This window comes from Azospirillum sp. NS33 (assembly GCF_059703765.1).
On sequence record NZ_BAAKJB010000047.1, the window covers coordinates 1 to 15,697 of the forward strand.

The 15,697-nt window shown below is 70.4% G+C and carries 16 protein-coding genes; 13 read left to right on the forward strand and 3 right to left on the reverse strand.

All coding sequences use genetic code 11. From position 1 onward, the window contains the following. Positions 1-137: 137 nt before the first annotated feature. Together fliM and AC6H2I_RS27480 are read right to left on the reverse strand one after the other, a co-directional pair. Entirely contained in the window at positions 138-1,385 is a 1,248-nt protein-coding gene (fliM, locus tag AC6H2I_RS27475) for a flagellar motor switch protein FliM (protein WP_497503966.1), read from the reverse strand. A 30-nt stretch (positions 1,386-1,415) separates the two neighbouring features. After that, on the reverse strand, positions 1,416-1,958 hold the full coding sequence (locus AC6H2I_RS27480) for a flagellar basal body-associated FliL family protein (protein ID WP_497503967.1): 543 nt from the start codon (positions 1,956-1,958) through the stop codon (positions 1,416-1,418). Between the two features lie 188 nt (positions 1,959-2,146). Here AC6H2I_RS27480 and fliF point away from each other — a divergent pair, with 188 nt between their 5' ends. The 9 genes from fliF to AC6H2I_RS27525 all read left to right on the forward strand — a co-directional run bounded on the left by fliF (position 2,147) and on the right by AC6H2I_RS27525 (position 10,871). Further along, on the forward strand, positions 2,147-3,898 hold the full coding sequence (gene fliF, locus AC6H2I_RS27485) for a flagellar basal-body MS-ring/collar protein FliF (protein WP_497503968.1): 1,752 nt from the start codon (positions 2,147-2,149) through the stop codon (positions 3,896-3,898). Further along, positions 3,898-4,584 (forward strand): FliH/SctL family protein, encoded by a 687-nt coding sequence (locus AC6H2I_RS27490; RefSeq protein WP_497503969.1) that lies wholly within the window; start codon positions 3,898-3,900, stop codon positions 4,582-4,584. The genes fliF and AC6H2I_RS27490 overlap by 1 nt, the downstream gene beginning before the upstream one ends. 33 nt (positions 4,585-4,617) lie before the next feature. Further along, positions 4,618-4,935 (forward strand): flagellar motor switch protein FliN, encoded by a 318-nt coding sequence (fliN, locus tag AC6H2I_RS27495; protein ID WP_497503970.1) that lies wholly within the window; start codon positions 4,618-4,620, stop codon positions 4,933-4,935. 176 nt (positions 4,936-5,111) lie between these two features. Next, positions 5,112-5,936 (forward strand): flagellar type III secretion system pore protein FliP, encoded by an 825-nt coding sequence (locus tag AC6H2I_RS27500; RefSeq protein WP_497503971.1) that lies wholly within the window; start codon positions 5,112-5,114, stop codon positions 5,934-5,936. A gap of 4 nt (positions 5,937-5,940) precedes the next feature. Beyond that, positions 5,941-6,207 carry a hypothetical protein gene (locus AC6H2I_RS27505; RefSeq protein WP_497503972.1) on the forward strand — a complete coding sequence of 89 codons (267 nt, stop codon included), beginning with the start codon at positions 5,941-5,943 and terminating at the stop codon, positions 6,205-6,207. 9 nt (positions 6,208-6,216) lie between these two features. Beyond that, entirely contained in the window at positions 6,217-7,245 is a 1,029-nt protein-coding gene (locus AC6H2I_RS27510) for a flagellar motor switch protein FliG (protein WP_497503973.1), read from the forward strand. Continuing rightward, entirely contained in the window at positions 7,245-8,090 is an 846-nt protein-coding gene (locus tag AC6H2I_RS27515) for a hypothetical protein (RefSeq protein WP_497503974.1), read from the forward strand. The genes AC6H2I_RS27510 and AC6H2I_RS27515 overlap by 1 nt, the downstream gene beginning before the upstream one ends. Before the next feature lie 129 nt (positions 8,091-8,219). Continuing rightward, the gene (locus AC6H2I_RS27520; RefSeq protein WP_497503975.1) at positions 8,220-8,969 is read left to right on the forward strand and encodes a response regulator; all 750 of its coding nucleotides are present in this window, start codon (positions 8,220-8,222) and stop codon (positions 8,967-8,969) included. 3 nt (positions 8,970-8,972) lie between these two features. Beyond that, entirely contained in the window at positions 8,973-10,871 is a 1,899-nt protein-coding gene (locus AC6H2I_RS27525; protein ID WP_497503976.1) for an ATP-binding protein, read from the forward strand. Between the two features lie 49 nt (positions 10,872-10,920). On the opposite strand, the gene AC6H2I_RS27530 is transcribed toward AC6H2I_RS27525, so the two are convergent. Further along, complete coding sequence (locus AC6H2I_RS27530) at positions 10,921-11,349, reverse strand: hypothetical protein (RefSeq protein WP_497503977.1); 429 nt, start codon at positions 11,347-11,349, stop codon at positions 10,921-10,923. Between the two features lie 517 nt (positions 11,350-11,866). On the opposite strand from AC6H2I_RS27530, the gene AC6H2I_RS27535 reads away from it, so the two are divergent. The 4 genes from AC6H2I_RS27535 to AC6H2I_RS27550 all read left to right on the forward strand — a co-directional run bounded on the left by AC6H2I_RS27535 (position 11,867) and on the right by AC6H2I_RS27550 (position 15,695). Next, on the forward strand, positions 11,867-12,685 hold the full coding sequence (locus tag AC6H2I_RS27535; RefSeq protein ID WP_497503978.1) for a response regulator transcription factor: 819 nt from the start codon (positions 11,867-11,869) through the stop codon (positions 12,683-12,685). A gap of 251 nt (positions 12,686-12,936) precedes the next feature. Further along, positions 12,937-14,745 (forward strand): flagellin N-terminal helical domain-containing protein, encoded by a 1,809-nt coding sequence (locus tag AC6H2I_RS27540; protein ID WP_497503979.1) that lies wholly within the window; start codon positions 12,937-12,939, stop codon positions 14,743-14,745. Positions 14,746-14,887: 142 nt separating this feature from the next. Then, complete coding sequence (locus AC6H2I_RS27545; protein ID WP_497503980.1) at positions 14,888-15,268, forward strand: flagellar biosynthesis regulator FlaF; 381 nt, start codon at positions 14,888-14,890, stop codon at positions 15,266-15,268. Continuing rightward, positions 15,258-15,695 carry a flagellar biosynthesis repressor FlbT gene (locus tag AC6H2I_RS27550; RefSeq protein WP_497503981.1) on the forward strand — a complete coding sequence of 146 codons (438 nt, stop codon included), beginning with the start codon at positions 15,258-15,260 and terminating at the stop codon, positions 15,693-15,695. The genes AC6H2I_RS27545 and AC6H2I_RS27550 overlap by 11 nt, the downstream gene beginning before the upstream one ends. The last annotated feature ends 2 nt before the right edge of the window (positions 15,696-15,697 follow it).

Genomic DNA, 15,697 nt, shown 5'->3' on the forward strand with positions numbered 1-15,697 from the left:
CGGTGTCGTCGATCGACCGCGAGAAGGTGCTGACCAGCGCGTTGATCTCCGACTGCCCGCTGCGCAGGCGCTTCAGCCGCTGGTTGACGATGACGAGATAGACCGTCGCCGTCACCAGCATGACCGCCAGCGCGGCATCAATGAGAAAGGAGACCATCGATCAGCTCCTGCTTGGTGTCCAGGTCGGTGTCCACCTTGACGGCGATGTTGCCGTTGCGCTGCCCCATGTGGCCGGCGAAGAGGGGGATGGTTTTGCTGGTCACCAGGACCTGCCCCTCGGGGTTGATGCGCAGCTTCAGCGACTGCCCCTTCTGCCAGTTCAGAACCTCGCCGAGCGACACCTGGGTTTCGCTGAGGACCGCGACCAGCTCCAGCTTGGAGCGCATCAGCTCGCCCTTCAGGTGGTTCTCCCACACGGAGTCGTGGCCGAACCGCTCGCCCATGAACATCTGCACCAGCTTGCCGCGCACCGGCTCCAGGGTGGAGTAGGGGATGACCACGTCGACGTGGCCGGTGCGGCGTTCCACCTCGACCGCGATGCGCACCCGGATCACCGCGTTGGTGGCGCGGGTGATGGTGGCGAACTGCGGGTTCACCTCCAGACGGTCGAACACGAAGTCGATCTGCGCCAGCGGGTCGAAGGACTGGCCGAGGTCCTGCAGGATGACCTTCATCAGCCGCTCGGTCATCTTGCGTTCGATGGAGGTGTAGGCGCGCCCGTCGACCCGGCCGGGCCGCGACCGGCGGCCGCCCAGCAGCACGTCCATCATGCAGTAGATCAGCGCGCTGTCGATCGACAGCAGCATCTGGTTGTCCCACTGCTCCGCCCGGGCCACGCCGATCAGGGCCGGCAGCTCGATGGTGTCGAGGAAGTCGGTGTAGCGCAGCCATTCGATGCGCATCAGCGACGCCTCGACGTTGCTGGTCGCGAACTGGCGCAGCGAGGTGTTCAGCAGCCGCACCATGCGGTCGAACACCACGTCCAGCATCGGCAGGCGGTCCTTGTTGACCGTCGTCGAGCTGATCAGCATCTTGATCGCGTTGGGTGGCTCGTCGGACAGCTGCGGCATGGCGAAGTTGAGCAGGCGGTCGATCTCCTCCTGATTGAGGATCTTGGAGTCGCCCACCGTACCGGCCTCGCCGCCGGCCGCCGCGGCGGCCGCGGCGGCCTTCAGCACCGCCTGGTTCCAGTCGGCGTCCAGCGCGCCGCCGGCCGCGTCCGCCGTCCCGGCCCCGGACTCCCCGCCCGACCCGTCGTGCTGGCCGGCGGCCGGCCAGGCCATCGGCTGCTCCGCGCCGTCGGCGGCGGCGGACCAGTCGGGATGGGGCTGTTCGGGGTGGGGCTGGTCCGCCCCATGGGTCTCGCCGTCGGAGGGATTGGTCATCCTGAGCCTCTGCGGGTTGGATCGCGATCGCTATTGGGTCAGCAGGCTGCGCAGCAGCACGTCGGTGATGGGCTCGCCGTCGGCCGGGGTGGTCCCGGGCGGGGCGAGCAGCAGGTTGAAGCGGCGCTTCAGCTCGGTGCGCAGCCGGTGCAGGCCGGCGGAGCCGTCCAGGTCGTCCTCGTCGAGGTTGCGCAGGAACTCCTGCATCGCGTCGACCAGGCGCGGCATCGCCTCCGCGACCTCGACCCGCCGGCTCGGCACCGACACCAGGGTGATGCCGATCTTCATGAAGCGGGACGGCGTGTCGCGGCGCAGGTTGACGATCGTGTCCGGGACCTCGATCACGCCGTCGGTCTCGATCGGAACGGCCGGCTCGGTCAGGGCGAGCAGGCGGTCCACCCCATCCTGGCCGACCGCCAGCCAATAGCCGGCGACGCCGGCGCCGAGCACCACCACAACCGCCAGCATGCCGAGCAGAAGACGGGCGAGCGGCAGCACGACGATCAGAACCCGCCGCGACGGCCCCGTTTTCTGCGCCATGGCCAAGTCGAAGTCGTCAATGCTTGTATTCATACCGTCCCGTCCGCTCGAGTGGCTGGATTTTTAGGAAAATCATGCTCGGATAAATTTTTAGGGAATTTGTCGCCGGGTGATCCCCGGCATTTTTTACTCCGCTTAAAAGCACCGCCGATAGTCTTGCCTGGTGTTCGGGGCCGAGAGTAGGACCCCCGATTTTCGGAAACTTTAAAGGTGCGGCGAGCGTGGACAGTCTGTTCGACACTTTGCGATCGCTCGGGCGCGGACGGCTCCTGGCGCTCGCCGGAACCGGCGTCGGCATTGTCGCGGCGATCGCCGGCATGGCCCTCCTGCTGTCGCAGCCCCATATGACGACGCTCTACACCGGCCTGGAGCCGGCCGAGGCGGGGCGCATCGTCAAGGCCATCGAGACGCTGGGCGTGCCGGTGGCGGCGCCCTATGACGGGACCACCATCGAGGTGCCCCAGTCCGAGGCGTCGCGGGTGCGCATGCTGCTGGCCGAACAGGGGCTGCCCTCGTCGGGCGGCGTCGGCTACGAGCTGTTCGACACCGACAAGCCGTTGGGCATCACCAGCTTCATGCAGCGCATGAACCGCCTGCGCGCCCTGGAGGGCGAGCTGGGCCGCACCATCGAGACGCTGTCCGGCGTCGAGGCGGCGCGCGTCCACGTGGTGCTGCCCGACCGCGAGGAGTTCTCGCGCACGGCGCCGACGCCGACCGCGTCCGTGGTGGTGCGCATGCGCGGCCGCGCCGTGATGGAGCGCCGCCAGGCCCTGGCGATCCGCCACCTGGTGTCGGCCGCGGTGCCCGACCTCAAGCCGGGCTCCGTCACCGTCCTGGACGCCGCGGGCGAGCTGTTGCTGAGCGAGGACGACGGGCCGGGCCTGGCCTCGGCGCGCGCCGACGGGATGCGCGCCACCACCGAGAACCGGGTCGCCCGCGCCATCGAGCAGATGCTGGTGGCGCGGCTGGGTCCGGGCAACGTGCGCGTCCAGGTCGCCGCCGAGATCGAGACCAAGCGCGAGGTCGTGCGCAGCCAGACCTTCGACCCCGCCAGCCAGGTGGTGCGGTCCACCCAGCTGGTCGAGGAGCAGGGCCGCAGCGTCGACAGCAGCGGCGAGCCGCCGGTCACCGCCGAGCAGAACCTGCCCCAGAACGAGGTCGACGCCCAGGCCCAGGCGGCCCAGTCCAGCAACGACACGCGGCGCCAGGAAGAGACCATCAACTACGAGATCTCCAACGTCGCGCGCGAGACGGTGATCGAGCCGGGCGAGGTGCGCCGCCTCAGCGTCGCCGTGCTGGTCAACGGCGTGACGACCACCGCCGCCGACGGCACCCGCACCTACCAGCCCCGCGACGCCCAGGAGCTGGAGCGGCTGGCCGAGCTGGTGCGGTCCGCCATGGGCTTCGACGCCGACCGCGGCGACCGGGTCACGGTGGAGAATCTCGAATTCGTCGAGATGGCCCCCGACCTCGGTGTGCGCGATCCCTGGCAGGAGATCGTCGACACCCTGTCGCGCAACGTGATGACGCTGATCCAGTGGATCATCCTGCTGGTGCTCTCCGGCCTGCTGATCCTGGTCGGGCTGCGGCCGCTGATCCGCCGCGTCTTCCCGGCCCCCGAGCCGGCCGTCGCGGAGGCGGCGGAGGCGCTGGCGGGGGCCGCCGCAGGCGCCGTCCCGCAGCTCGCCGGCCCGGCCGGGGCCACGGCCGGGGCGGCCGCCGGGGCCGCCGGCGGGGCGGCCGGGGCCGCCGGCATGGCGCGCACGGGCGCGACCGACGAGGACGGCGAGGAGAGCGACTCCGCCCTGCCGATGCAGGGCATCGAGGAGACCATGGAGCAGCTCATCGAGCTGCGCGCGGTGGAGGGCCGGGTGCGCGCCTCGTCGATCCGCCGGCTCGGCGAGATGGTCGACCAGTACCCCGACGAGGCCATCGACATCCTGCGGTCCTGGCTCTATGAGGAGGCCGCGTGATGGTCTACCAGCGTTACCGCTTCGACCGCAGCTTCGGCGGCGCGCGGGTCGAAGCGCCGCCGCCGCCACCACCGCCCGAGCCGGTCGATCCCCTGACGGTGCCGCGCCATTCCGAGCGTGCCCTGCAGGCCGCGGTCGCCGCGGCCCGCCAGGAGGCCGAGGCCGACGGGGTGGCGCGCGGCCGGCGCGAGGGCGAGGCGCTGGCGCGCAAGCGCCTGGAAGCCGACATCGCCGACGGGCTGGCCGGCCTGCTGGAACGGGCCGCCGCGCTGGAGGCGCCCCACGCGGCGCTTCTGGAGCGGCTGGAGGCGCACGGCACCGGCCTTCTCGCCGCGCTGGTCGGCCGCCTGGCGCCGCATCTGATGAGCGCCACCGCCCGCACCGAGGTGGAACGGGTCGCCGGCGAGGCCCTGCGGGCCGCCGCGGGCGCGCCCGAGTTGCGCGTGCGGGTCCATCCCGCGGTGGCCGCCGACCTCGACACCCGGATGCGCGCCATGGCTGCCGACACCGGATACGCCGGCGCCCTCACCGTCGTCGCCGACGACTCCCTGGTACCGGGCGCCCTCGACGCGACGTGGGAGGCCGGCGGGCTGCGCCGCGATCCCGCTGACCTGGAACGCGCGCTGGCGGCGGTCGTCGACCGCACCATCGCCGCGCTGGTTCCCGCCGCCTCCACCCGTGACTGACCTCCCGACTTCGACGGAAGCGAGAAACGCATCATGCCTTCATTGAACCTCGACAACCTCGTCGACGACACCAAGAACGGCGAGAAGGGCCCCGACGGGCCGATCAACGCCATCTACAACGTTCCGGTCGACGTGCAGGTCGTGCTCGGCCGCACCAGCATGCTGGTGGCGCAGCTCCTCAAGCTCGGCCGCGGCGCGGTGCTCGAGCTGGAACGCAAGGTCGACGAGCCCGTGGAGGTCCTCGTCAACCACCGGCTCGTCGCCCGCGGCGAGGTGGTGATCGTCGAGGACCAACGCCTCGGCGTCACCCTGACCGAGATCGTGCGCAACGCGGAACTGGACCTCGACTGACCGGGGACCGGACCATGACCCCCTTGCGCGCGGTTCCTTCGGCGGCGGGTGCCGCCGTTTTGGCCCCGGCAGCGGCCGCCGCCGTTGTGACCCGGGCGGCGGCATCCGCCGCCGTTGTGACCCGGGCGGCGGCATCCGCCGCCGTTGTGACCTGGCCGGCGGCATCCGCCGCCGTTGTGACCTGGCCGGCGGCATCCGCCGCCGTTGCGGCCCTGGCCGTCGCGGCGGTGCTGTCGGCGTCCCCCGCCGCCGCGCAGAGCTTCGACCTCGGCCTGGGATCGCTGGGAACCCTGGGCGACGGCGGCAGCCTGTCGGGGCGGATCGTCCAGGGCATCATCCTGCTGACGGTGCTCAGCGTCGCCCCCGGCCTGCTGATCATGGTCACCTGTTTCACCCGCATCATCGTGGTGTTGTCGCTGCTGCGGTCCGCCCTCGGCCTTCAGCAGTCGCCGCCCAACATGGTGCTGATCAGCCTGGCGATGTTCCTGACCTTCTACATCATGAGCCCGGTGATGGACCGCGCCTGGCAGGACGGCCTGCGGCCCCTTCTCAACGAGCAGGTGACCCAGGAGCAGGGGTTGGAGCGCATGATCGAGCCGTTCCGCGAGTTCATGTTCGCCAATGTCCGGGGGCGCGACCTCACGGCCTTCGCCGCCTTCTCCGGCGGCACGGTGGCGCCGCCGGAGGAGCCGTCCGGCGCCGGCGGGGCGACCGTCGAGGAGGACGCCGGTCCGGCGACGGCGGCCGCCGTCGACCTGCGCCTGCTGATGCCGGCGTTCCTGCTGTCGGAGCTGCGCCGCGCCTTCGAGATCGGCTTCCTGCTGTTCCTGCCCTTCCTGGTCATCGACATGGTGGTGGCGGCGATCCTGATGGCCATGGGCATGATGATGCTGCCGCCGGTGATGATCGCCCTGCCGTTCAAGATCATCTTCTTCGTCCTGACCGACGGCTGGTTCCTCATCGCCGGCAGCCTGATCCGGTCCTATGGAACGGGGGTGTGAGGCGATGGCCGTCCACGTCACGCCACCCGTTCGCGCCGCCGGGCTGGCCGACAGCCTCACCGCCCTGGCGCGCCGCGCCGGCGTCGCCCCGGGCGACGACGCCAGCGTCCTCGACCTGCTCGCCGCCGTCGAGGGCCACCCGCTGATCCCGCACGAGCTTTTGCTGGTCGCCGGCACCGTGATGGCCGGCGCCTTCCGCCACGACCGCCTGCTCGCCACCCCGCCGGAGGGGCCGGACGACGGCCAGGCCTCCGCCGACTGCTCATTTTGAGGTGCCGCCATGGGATCCCCCGTCAAGATCCGTGAGAACTACAAGAGCCTGAACGGTGCCGAGAAGAGCGCCATCATCTTCCTGGCGCTCGGCGAGGAACGCGGGTCCCGGCTGATGGAGCGCCTCGACGACGACGAGATCCGCATCGTCAGCCGGGCCATGGCGACCCTGGGCAACGTCACCTCGAACCTGGTCGAATCGCTGCTGCGCGTCTTCACCGAGCGGTTCGCCAAGACCGGGTCGGTGGTCGGCTCCTACGACAGCACGGAGCGCATGCTGACCCGGTTCCTGCCCACCGACCGCGTGTCGGAGATCATGGGCGAGATCCGCGGCCCCGCCGGGCGCACCATGTGGGAGAAGATGTCGAACGTGAACGAGGGCGTCCTGGCCAACTACCTGGCCGGCGAATACCCGCAGACGGCGGCGGTGATCCTGTCCAAGATGCGCCCGGAGCACGCCGCCAAGTCGATCGTCCTGCTGCCGCAATCGGTGCGCGGGGAGGTCATCGAGCGGATGATCCAGATCGAGTCCGTGCAGCGCGAGGTGCTGCTCGACATCGAGTCCATCCTGCACAGCGAGTTCATGGCCAACTACGCGCGCACCCACGGCAACGACTCGCTGGAGCGCATGGCCGACATCTTCAACCGCATCGACCGCGACACCATGGCCGAGATCTTCGCCGACCTGGAGCCGGCGCTTCCCGAGCCGACGCAGCGGATCAAGCAGCTGATGTTCACCTTCGAGGACCTGATGCGGCTCGACCGGGTGTCGCTGCAGAACCTGATCCGGCGCTGCGACACCGGCCAGATCGCCATTGCCCTCAAGGGCGCCCAGGCGGCCCAGCGCGACCACTTCCTGTCGGTGCTGTCGGAACGCGCCCGGCTGATCCTGATGGACGAGATCGAGAACATGGGGCCGCTGCGCATGCGCGACGTCAACGACGCCCAGGCCGAGATCGTCGCCATGGCCAAGTCGATGGCCGACGACGGGGCGATCGTCATCCCGCAGACCGACGACGGCGACGCCGTGGTGTACTGATGATGCCGCCCGATCTGCCGCGCCCGCCGCCGGGCCAGGTGCCGCCCCAGGACACCCCGTCGCCGCCGTCGTCCGACGCCGGGCGGTGGCCGATGCCGCCGCCCGGCCCGTTCGCCGTGGCCGGCCTGCGCACCGTGGCGGGGGAGGGCGGCGGGGTGGGGCGGCCCCTGCCGGACGGCGGCCGGCGCGGCCCGGGGGACGGCGACGGGGACACCGACGGCCCGCACGACAGCGGCGCGGTGGTTCGCCTGCTCGACCTGGTGGCGCCCTTCGACGGCGAGGCGGCGGCCCTGGCACGCGGCTGCCTGCCGCGCAGCGATTCCACGTTCGGCGCGGGGCTGGCGCTGTTTCTGGCGACGGCGGCGGCGGGCTGCCGGGCGTGGCTGCCGTCCGACGTGGTCGCCCAGCTGGAGGGGCTGGACGACGGGCTGGTGCTCGACGAATGCGACGACGCCCTGGCGCCGCGCCAGCACCACCTGGGCGGGCGGGCCTGGCAGGTGCAGCGGGTGCCGCTGCTCGACCCCGCCGGGGCGACGATTCTCCCGGCCGACCTGGTGTGCGCCACCAGCTTCGACGCCGACGACACCGGCGGCTTCACCGTGGTGCTGCAGGCGCGCCCGGCGACCCTGGGCGCCGTCCAGCTCACCGCGACCCTGGCCGGCCGCCAGCTTGATCTCGCCCTGCAGACCGCCGGCGGCCTGCCGGCGGCGCTGCTCGCCGAGCTGCACGAGAGCGCCCGCCTCGCCCTGGAGGCCTGCCGCCTGCGCGGCACCCTGACCGTCGGCCCCTTGGCCGGCGACTGGCTGCGCTTCGACACCGGCCTCAACTCCGATGTCGCGCTGTAGGCCCGGTAACGCCTGTTAAAAACTCCTTAAAGTCCTATGCCGTTCGCAAACGAACCGTTGCCACGGCCGGGAGATCCGCCTTACTTGCACGCATCGGGATTGCGCCCGCGACAGGGGATAGGGGGAACCATGATGTCGAGCAACGGGCACGGTCACCACATCGTCCTTCTCGCCGATGACGACGCCTTCATGCGCTCCATCGTGGCCAACATCATCCGCTCGACCCTGGGCTGCGACGTCGAGATCGCCGCCAGCGGCCGCGACGCCATCGACCGCCTCGGCGCGCCCAAGCCGGCGGTCACCCTGGCGCTGCTCGATTTCGTGATGCCCGACGGCAACGGTCTGGCGGTGGCCCGCAGCATCCGCTCCGGGTTCGGCCAGGTCCGCCGCGACCTCCCCATCGTGATGCTGACGGGCCGCGCCGACAGCGGCCTGGTCCAGTCGGCGATGGAGCTGGACATCAACGGCTACGTCGTCAAGCCGGTCACCAAGGAGGCCCTGTTCACCCGGATGGACCGCGCCTGGACGCTGCCCTTCGACCTCAAGGCGCCGGAGGTCTACCGCCGGGTGGCGATCCCGGACCCCTGGCCGGCGGAACGGGCGCGCAAGACCGCCCCGGCGGCGCCACCGCCGCTGCCGACGCCGCCGGCGGAGCCGCCGCCCGGCGATGGCGCGGCGCGGCGCACCCGCCTGGAGACCCCGGTCGCCGATCTGCTGCCGGGCACCATTCTGGCGGCGAACGTGCGCGCCCACAGCGGCGAGGTGATCCTGCCCTCCCACATCCGGCTGGACCGTGCGCTGATCGCCCGGCTGTCGGACCTGGCGGACATGGGGATGATCCCGCCGGTGGTCTTCACCATCGCCGCGCACGAGGGCTGAGCGGTGGATCCCTTCGGCCTGGCCCCGCCCGGCGTGTTCGGGCCGGATCTGGCCGACGCCCTGGAGGACGCGCCGATCGGCGCCGTCATGCTCGACGAGGCCTTCACCATCCTCTACCGCAACCGCCGCATCGCCGAGATCCTCGGCGTCGAGGGGGAGGGCGTGACCGAGGCGGTGATGGGCATCCTCAGCGGGCCCATCCTGGCCCGGGGCATGGACGACCGGGTGGTTGCGGTGGACGCGGTGCGGCCCGACGGCGAGCGGCGCGCCCTCCACCTGTCCTTCGCCACCGCTCCCTACGGCGTTACCGACGCCATGGTGGTGTGGGTCTACGACGTCACCGAGCTGCAGCGTGCGCGCGCCGACGCCGAGCGCGCGGCCCACGCGCGCTCCGCCTTCCTGGCGACCATGAGCCACGAGATCCGCACGCCGATGAACGGGGTGGCGACCATGGCGGAGCTGCTGGCGGCGACGGCGCTCGACCGCGACCAGCGGGAGATGGTCGACACCGTCCGCAGCTCGGCCGACGCCATGCTGGCGATCCTCGACGACGTGCTGGATGCGTCGAAGATCGACGCCGGCCGTCTGGAGACCGAGGACCGCCCCTATGCGCCGGCGGCGGTGCTGGACGGCGCCGCCGCCATCCTGCGACCGCGGGCCCGCGAGAAGGGACTGGCGTTCACGGTGGCGCTGGACGGCGCGGTGCCGGGCTGGGTGCGCGGCGACGGGGTGCGGGTGCGCCAGGTGCTGCTCAACCTCGCCGGCAACGCGGTCAAGTTCACGGCGCACGGCCACGTCGCCGTGCGCGTCACGGTACCCGCCCCGGGCCGCCTGCGGGCCGAGGTGGAGGACACCGGGATCGGCATTTCCGGCGAACAGAGGCTGGCGCTGTTCCAGCCGTTCTCCCAGGTCGACGCCAGCATCGCCCGCCGGTTCGGCGGCAGCGGCCTCGGCCTGTCGATCTGCCGCGGGCTGGTGGAGTTGATGGACGGGACCATCGGCGTGGAGAGCACGCCCGGTGCCGGCTCCCTGTTCTGGTTCGAGATCGCGGCGCCGGCCTGCGCCGCACCGCCACCGGCGCCCGTCGCCGCGGCCGGCGCCCTGGCCGACGCCTGGACCGCCCCGGCGGAGGCCGCGGCGGCGGCGTCCCGCGCCGTCGTGCTGTGCGTCGAGGACGACCCGACGAACCGCCTGGTGTTGCGCCGGGTGCTGGCGCGGCTGGGCGTGGTCCACGACGTCGCGGTCGACGCCGGGGAGGCGCTGTCGCTGCTGCGGCGCGACCGCCATGGGCTGGTGCTCACCGACCTGCACATGCCGGGCATGGATGGCTATGCCCTGGCCCGGGCGATCGGCGGCGACACCATGCCGATCCTGGCGCTGTCCGCCGACACCGTCGAAGGCACCGCCGAGGCGTGCCGCGACGCCGGCATGCTCGGCCACCTCGCCAAGCCGATCCGCATCGACGCGCTGGAGGCCGCGCTGGCCCTCCACCTTCCGGCGGCCCACAGGCTGCGCCAGCCGGCGCCCGCCACACCCGTCACACCGGCCGCTGCCATGACGGCCCGGCCCCCGGCGGCGCCGGCCCCGGTTCCCGGCCGGCTGCGCGACCTGGTGGGCGACGACCCGGACGCGGTGCGGGCGGCGCTGGACGGTTTCCTGGACTCGGCCACCGGCCTGGTCGCCGCGATCGAGGCGGCGATGGCCGAGGGCGACCGGGCCGCGGCGATGGCCGCCGCGCATTCGCTGAAATCGTCGAGCCTGCTGGTCGGCGCCGACGCCCTGTCCGCGCTGTGCGCTGCGGCCGAGGGTCTCCTGCGCGAGGGCGGCGACCCCACGCCCCTGGTCGCGCCGGTGCGCACCGCCTTCGAGGCGTGGGCCGCACCGCAGCGGGCGGCGGGCTGAGCGCGCTCGCCCGGCCCCGCCGCCGGTGACGGCAGGGTCAGGGTCAGGGTCAGGCGTGGAGATCGAACGGCTGGCCGGCCGGGGCCGCCGCGGGCGGCACCATCGTGCCGGGTGCCGCGGGCGGCACCATCGTGCCGGGTGCCGCGGGCGGCACCATCGTGCCGGGTGCCGCGGGGGCCGGCGCGCCCGCACCCGAGTCGGGCGGCGGTGGCGGCGGCGGAAGGGCGGCCTTGGCCAGGAGTGCCGCCTCGCGCAGCGCGGCCAGGCCCGGCTCCGGATACCGGTTCAGCACCGCGGCATAGGACGCGTGGGCCACCGCCGGGCAGCCGAGGACCTGGAAGGTGTCACCCTGGCGCAGCAGCGCGGCGGCCTCGTCGCCGCGGTCGTGGCCGGCAATCGCCGTGCCGACGGCGTACCATTGGCGATAGGCGGCCCACATCCGCTCAACGTCGGGGCCGGCGCATTGGCCAATGGTCACGGCTTTCTCAAATGCCTGGCGATACGCGCTGTCCGGCGCCGCCGCCGTCGTGACGCACGCCGACAGCATCAGCCCGCAAGCAGCCGCTCCACCCCGTCCAAATCGGACACCGCCCTTTCGCCGCACCGCACCCTCCGAGTCTGTGGTGGAGTCCAGGTTTACGTAGTTAGGGTTAAACCGGCATTTACACTTCGTGCGGCCCGGTTCACGCGGAGTCCGCGGCGTTAACCATTTCTCGGAAGCAACGTTGCGTTGAGAGCCTCCTGTGACCTTCCTGGTTGCGGGTCGATAACCAGTAAAAGAGGCATAACCTAAAATTTTAGGCAGTGTCTTTCCGTGTACAGATCCTTTAAGAGGGGTTAACCGGCCTTTCAGCATAAGCTTTTTAAGGTACTACAAACCGTTGACATCCTACCCTTGGCGGGTTTCTTTTGAGGCTGTGATAAGGTCGTGACACGGCTTAAATTGGCTAAAAGGCAACGTGTCGCCCTTGCTTGCCAGCACCATGGAGAATCCAATGCGGACGTTGCTGATCGAACCAGGGGACCTGATTGCCAAAGCCATCGGGAAGCAGCTCGATCTTAGTAAAGTTTACCATGACCGAATCGACGTCGCCGGGCTGTACGACATGCTGAACGGCCAGGATCACCTCGCTCTTAACTATAATGCGATCATCGTCGGCGAGGTCGGCGACACCGCGGGCTGCGTGTCGCTGCTGCGGGCCCACCGGGTCACCTCGGCCATCGTCTGCCTGATCGACCGGCGCTGCGCCAACACCACCGCCACCATCCTGCGTGCCGGCGCCGACGACGTGCTGGTGAAGCCGGTGGTGAGCACCGAGATCCGGGCCCGCCTGGAGGCGATCTGCCGCCGCTCCTACGGGCTGACCAGCAACGCCGTCACCGTCGGCCGCCTGACCGTCTTCCTGGACGGCCGCGACCCCGAGGTCGACGGCGTGCGGCTGCGCCTCAGCCAGCGCGAGCACGCCATCCTGAACGTCCTGGCGCTCAACCACTGCCGGGTCGTCTCCAAGGAGCACATCTACGAGGAGGTCTACGGCCTGTCCGGCTCGGACCCGCTCGACAAGGTGATCGACGTCTACATCTGCAAGCTGCGCAAGAAGATCGACCAGGCGACCGGCGGCGGCCGCTACATCGAGACGGTCTACGGCCGCGGCTACAAGTTCGAGGCACCGGCCGACCACGCCGCGCCCGACATGGCGGCACGCCTGCGCGAGCGGCTGATGGAGGCGGCGCCGAAGGCGGCCGGACGGATCGCCATGTTCCCCACCACGCCGGCGATGGCCGACCGCGCGCTGCGCCTGACCGGCCGCTGAACGCCGCGCTGTGTGGAAGGACGCGGCACGTCCTGTTGAACCTGTGCCGAATTTTTTAAAAATTCGACGAATACTGGATGCGCTAAAGCAAAAAAACGGGGACGGCAAATCCGCCTGTTTTTTTACGCCGCCTTAAACCGGTACCGTCACCATAAGTTTGCCGCCGCGCTCCCGCACACGAACGGGAAGGCCTGCGCGGACCGGCCCCGGCGTCAGAAAGGCGCTATGACATCTCACGAACGGAGATATCCATGGCCTCGATTCTGACCAACGCCTCGGCGATGACCGCGCTGCAGACCCTGCGCAAGGTCACGAGCGATCTCGAAACGACCCAGGACCGCATTTCGACCGGCCTGAAGGTCGCCATGGCGAGCGACAACGCCGCCTATTGGTCGATCGCCACCACCATGAAGTCCGACGTCGCCGGCTTCAAGGCGGTCTCCGACGCGCTCGGCCTCGGCTCCTCGACGGCGATCTCCGCCGCCAACGGCGCCGACAGCGTCAAGGACATGCTGACGGAGATGAAGCAGCGCATCGTCGCCGCCCAGTCCGACGGCACCGACCCGAAGTTCATCCAGGACGAAGTCAACCAGTTCATCGGCCAGATCGAAGGCATCGTCAACGCCGCCTCGTTCAACGGCGACAACTGGCTGCAGGTCAGCTACTCCCCCGACGGCTCGCCGAAGGACCTGGGCGTGGACGTGCTGTCCACCCTGAGCCGCACCGACAGCGGCGTGGTGCCGAGCTACATCTCCTTCAACCGCCAGGACATGCGTTCCAATTCGGTGGTCGGCCAGTCCACCATCGAGCAGGAGGTCGACTCCACGGTGTCGGCGAAGGCCTCCCTGGCGTTCGACGTCGGCACGGCGACCGGCACCTACATCGACGGCCAGAACCTCGGCCTCGACAAGATGTCGTTCACCTTCACCACCGAGAAGATGCACGTCAACTACCTGACCAACGGCGTTGACGCGGCCGGTGCCGCCGTCACCCCGACGGTCGCCGACAACGCGGTGGCTCTCGAGATCCAGCCGATCGCCTTCGAGATCGAGGTCGACCTCAGCGACATCGCCTACGACACCGACCAGGCGACCACCGAGGCGGCGATCGTCACCAAGATCAACGACGCCATCGCCAAGCAGGCCTACGCCGCGATGATCCCGTCGGTCGTCGATCAGGCCAAGGCGGCGGCCGTGGTCGCCGAGCGCGCCGAAATCGTGAAGGACACCGCGGCGATCGCCGAGGCGGCGTACCTGGCCGCCAACGTCAACGACTTCGAGGGTGCGACGTCGTTCGCGACGGCGGCGTCGGAGGCCGCGGGTGCGGCGTTCGACCGTGGCGATGCCGCGTTCAACTACGACCTTGCCGGCACCGACATCTTCACCGCCGACATCGACTTCAGCGCCGCCACCGCGGGTGTCAACTCGATCGCCGGTGCCGAGGCGGCCGTGTCGGTGACCGCCGCCGCTGCCCTCGGCGCCGCCGCGCCGACCGACTACGCCACCGCCGACACCCTGCTGACGGATCGCATCCTCAACGCCTCCTTCGCCACGGTGGACGGCAAGCGCCAGCTCCAGTTCACCGTCGCCGGCGGCTACGAGAAGCCCGACTTCGCGGACGCCAGCTTCGCGGCGATCGCCGACGTGACCGACTGGACCACCACGGGCAACATCGCTGCCGACACCAACTACACCTCCAAGATCGAGGGCGTGTGGATGGAGACGCAGGAGAGCGACGCCTTCGGTGGCCTGGCCCAGCTGAAGCAGCTCGACATGGAGAACAACGCCGCTCGGTCGCTGATGGCGATCGACGACATGCTGACCGCGGTCATCGAGAAGGCCGCTGTTCTCGGCTCCATCGAGAACCGCATCAGCATCCAGACCAACTTCCTGTCGAAGCTGACCGACTCGATGAACAAGGGCATCGGCCTCCTGGTCGACGCCGACCTCACCGAGGAATCGAGCCGCCTGCAGGCCCTTCAGGTCCAGCAGCAGCTCGCCACCCAGGCGCTGTCCATCGCCAACCAGGGTCCGCAGAACATCCTGTCGCTGTTCCGCTAACCCTCCGCCGGGCCGGCGCCGACCCCATCGGGGCCGGCGCCGGTTTCCCTCGCCTTGCCGTGCCCGGCGTGGTCGATCCGACGGTTGGCGCCCACAACGTGCCGCCGCGACGCCCCCCCTGACAAACGCCAAAGGTGCGATTATGAGCATCGCCGCCTATCAGCAGACCATTGCCGAGTGCGACCCTCCGCGGAAGATCGAGTACCGCGTGTTCCTGCGCATCACCGTGGCGCTGGAAAAGCACTGCGACGCTGGCCACAAATCCCCGCCTCTCAAGGACGCCCTGTGGCGGAACCTGGAGCTGTGGGGCGTGCTCCGCGCCGATCTCCTGGACGACGGGAACGCTCTGCCCGAAACCCTGCGCGCCGGCCTCATCTCCCTCTCCTTCACGGTGGACCGGGAGACCCAGCGGATCCTGCGCGGCGAGGGATCGCCCTCCCTGCTGATCGACATCAACCGTGCGGTCATGCAGGGCCTGCAAGGCGTATCCCAGCCCGCCGAGGATCTGGCCCATGGCTCTTAAGCTCCGCCTGAAACCGAGTGAGAGGGTGGTCATCAACGGCTGCGTGGTGCAGAACGAGAACCGCCGCTACACCCTGACGGTGTCCAATTTCGCGCAGATCATTCGCGGAAGCGACATTCTGCAGGAGGAGGAGGCCCGGACGCCGGTGCGCCGCGCCTATTTCCTGATCCAGAGCATGCTGCTCGACCCGCAGATGGCGGCGACCAGCGTGGGCGCCGTCACCGACATGATGGCTGCGCTGTACGCGGCCTTCCTGCGCCCCGACATCCGCGAGCGCATCGCCCGGTCCATGGGGCACATCGGCGAGCGCGACTACTACAAGGCGTTGGCCGCGCTGCGCCCGGTCATGGAGTACGAGGACACCCTGTTGGCGACACCGCCGGCCAAGCCCGCCGTGGACGCCGCCGAACTCTTTCCGGGAGGATGAGG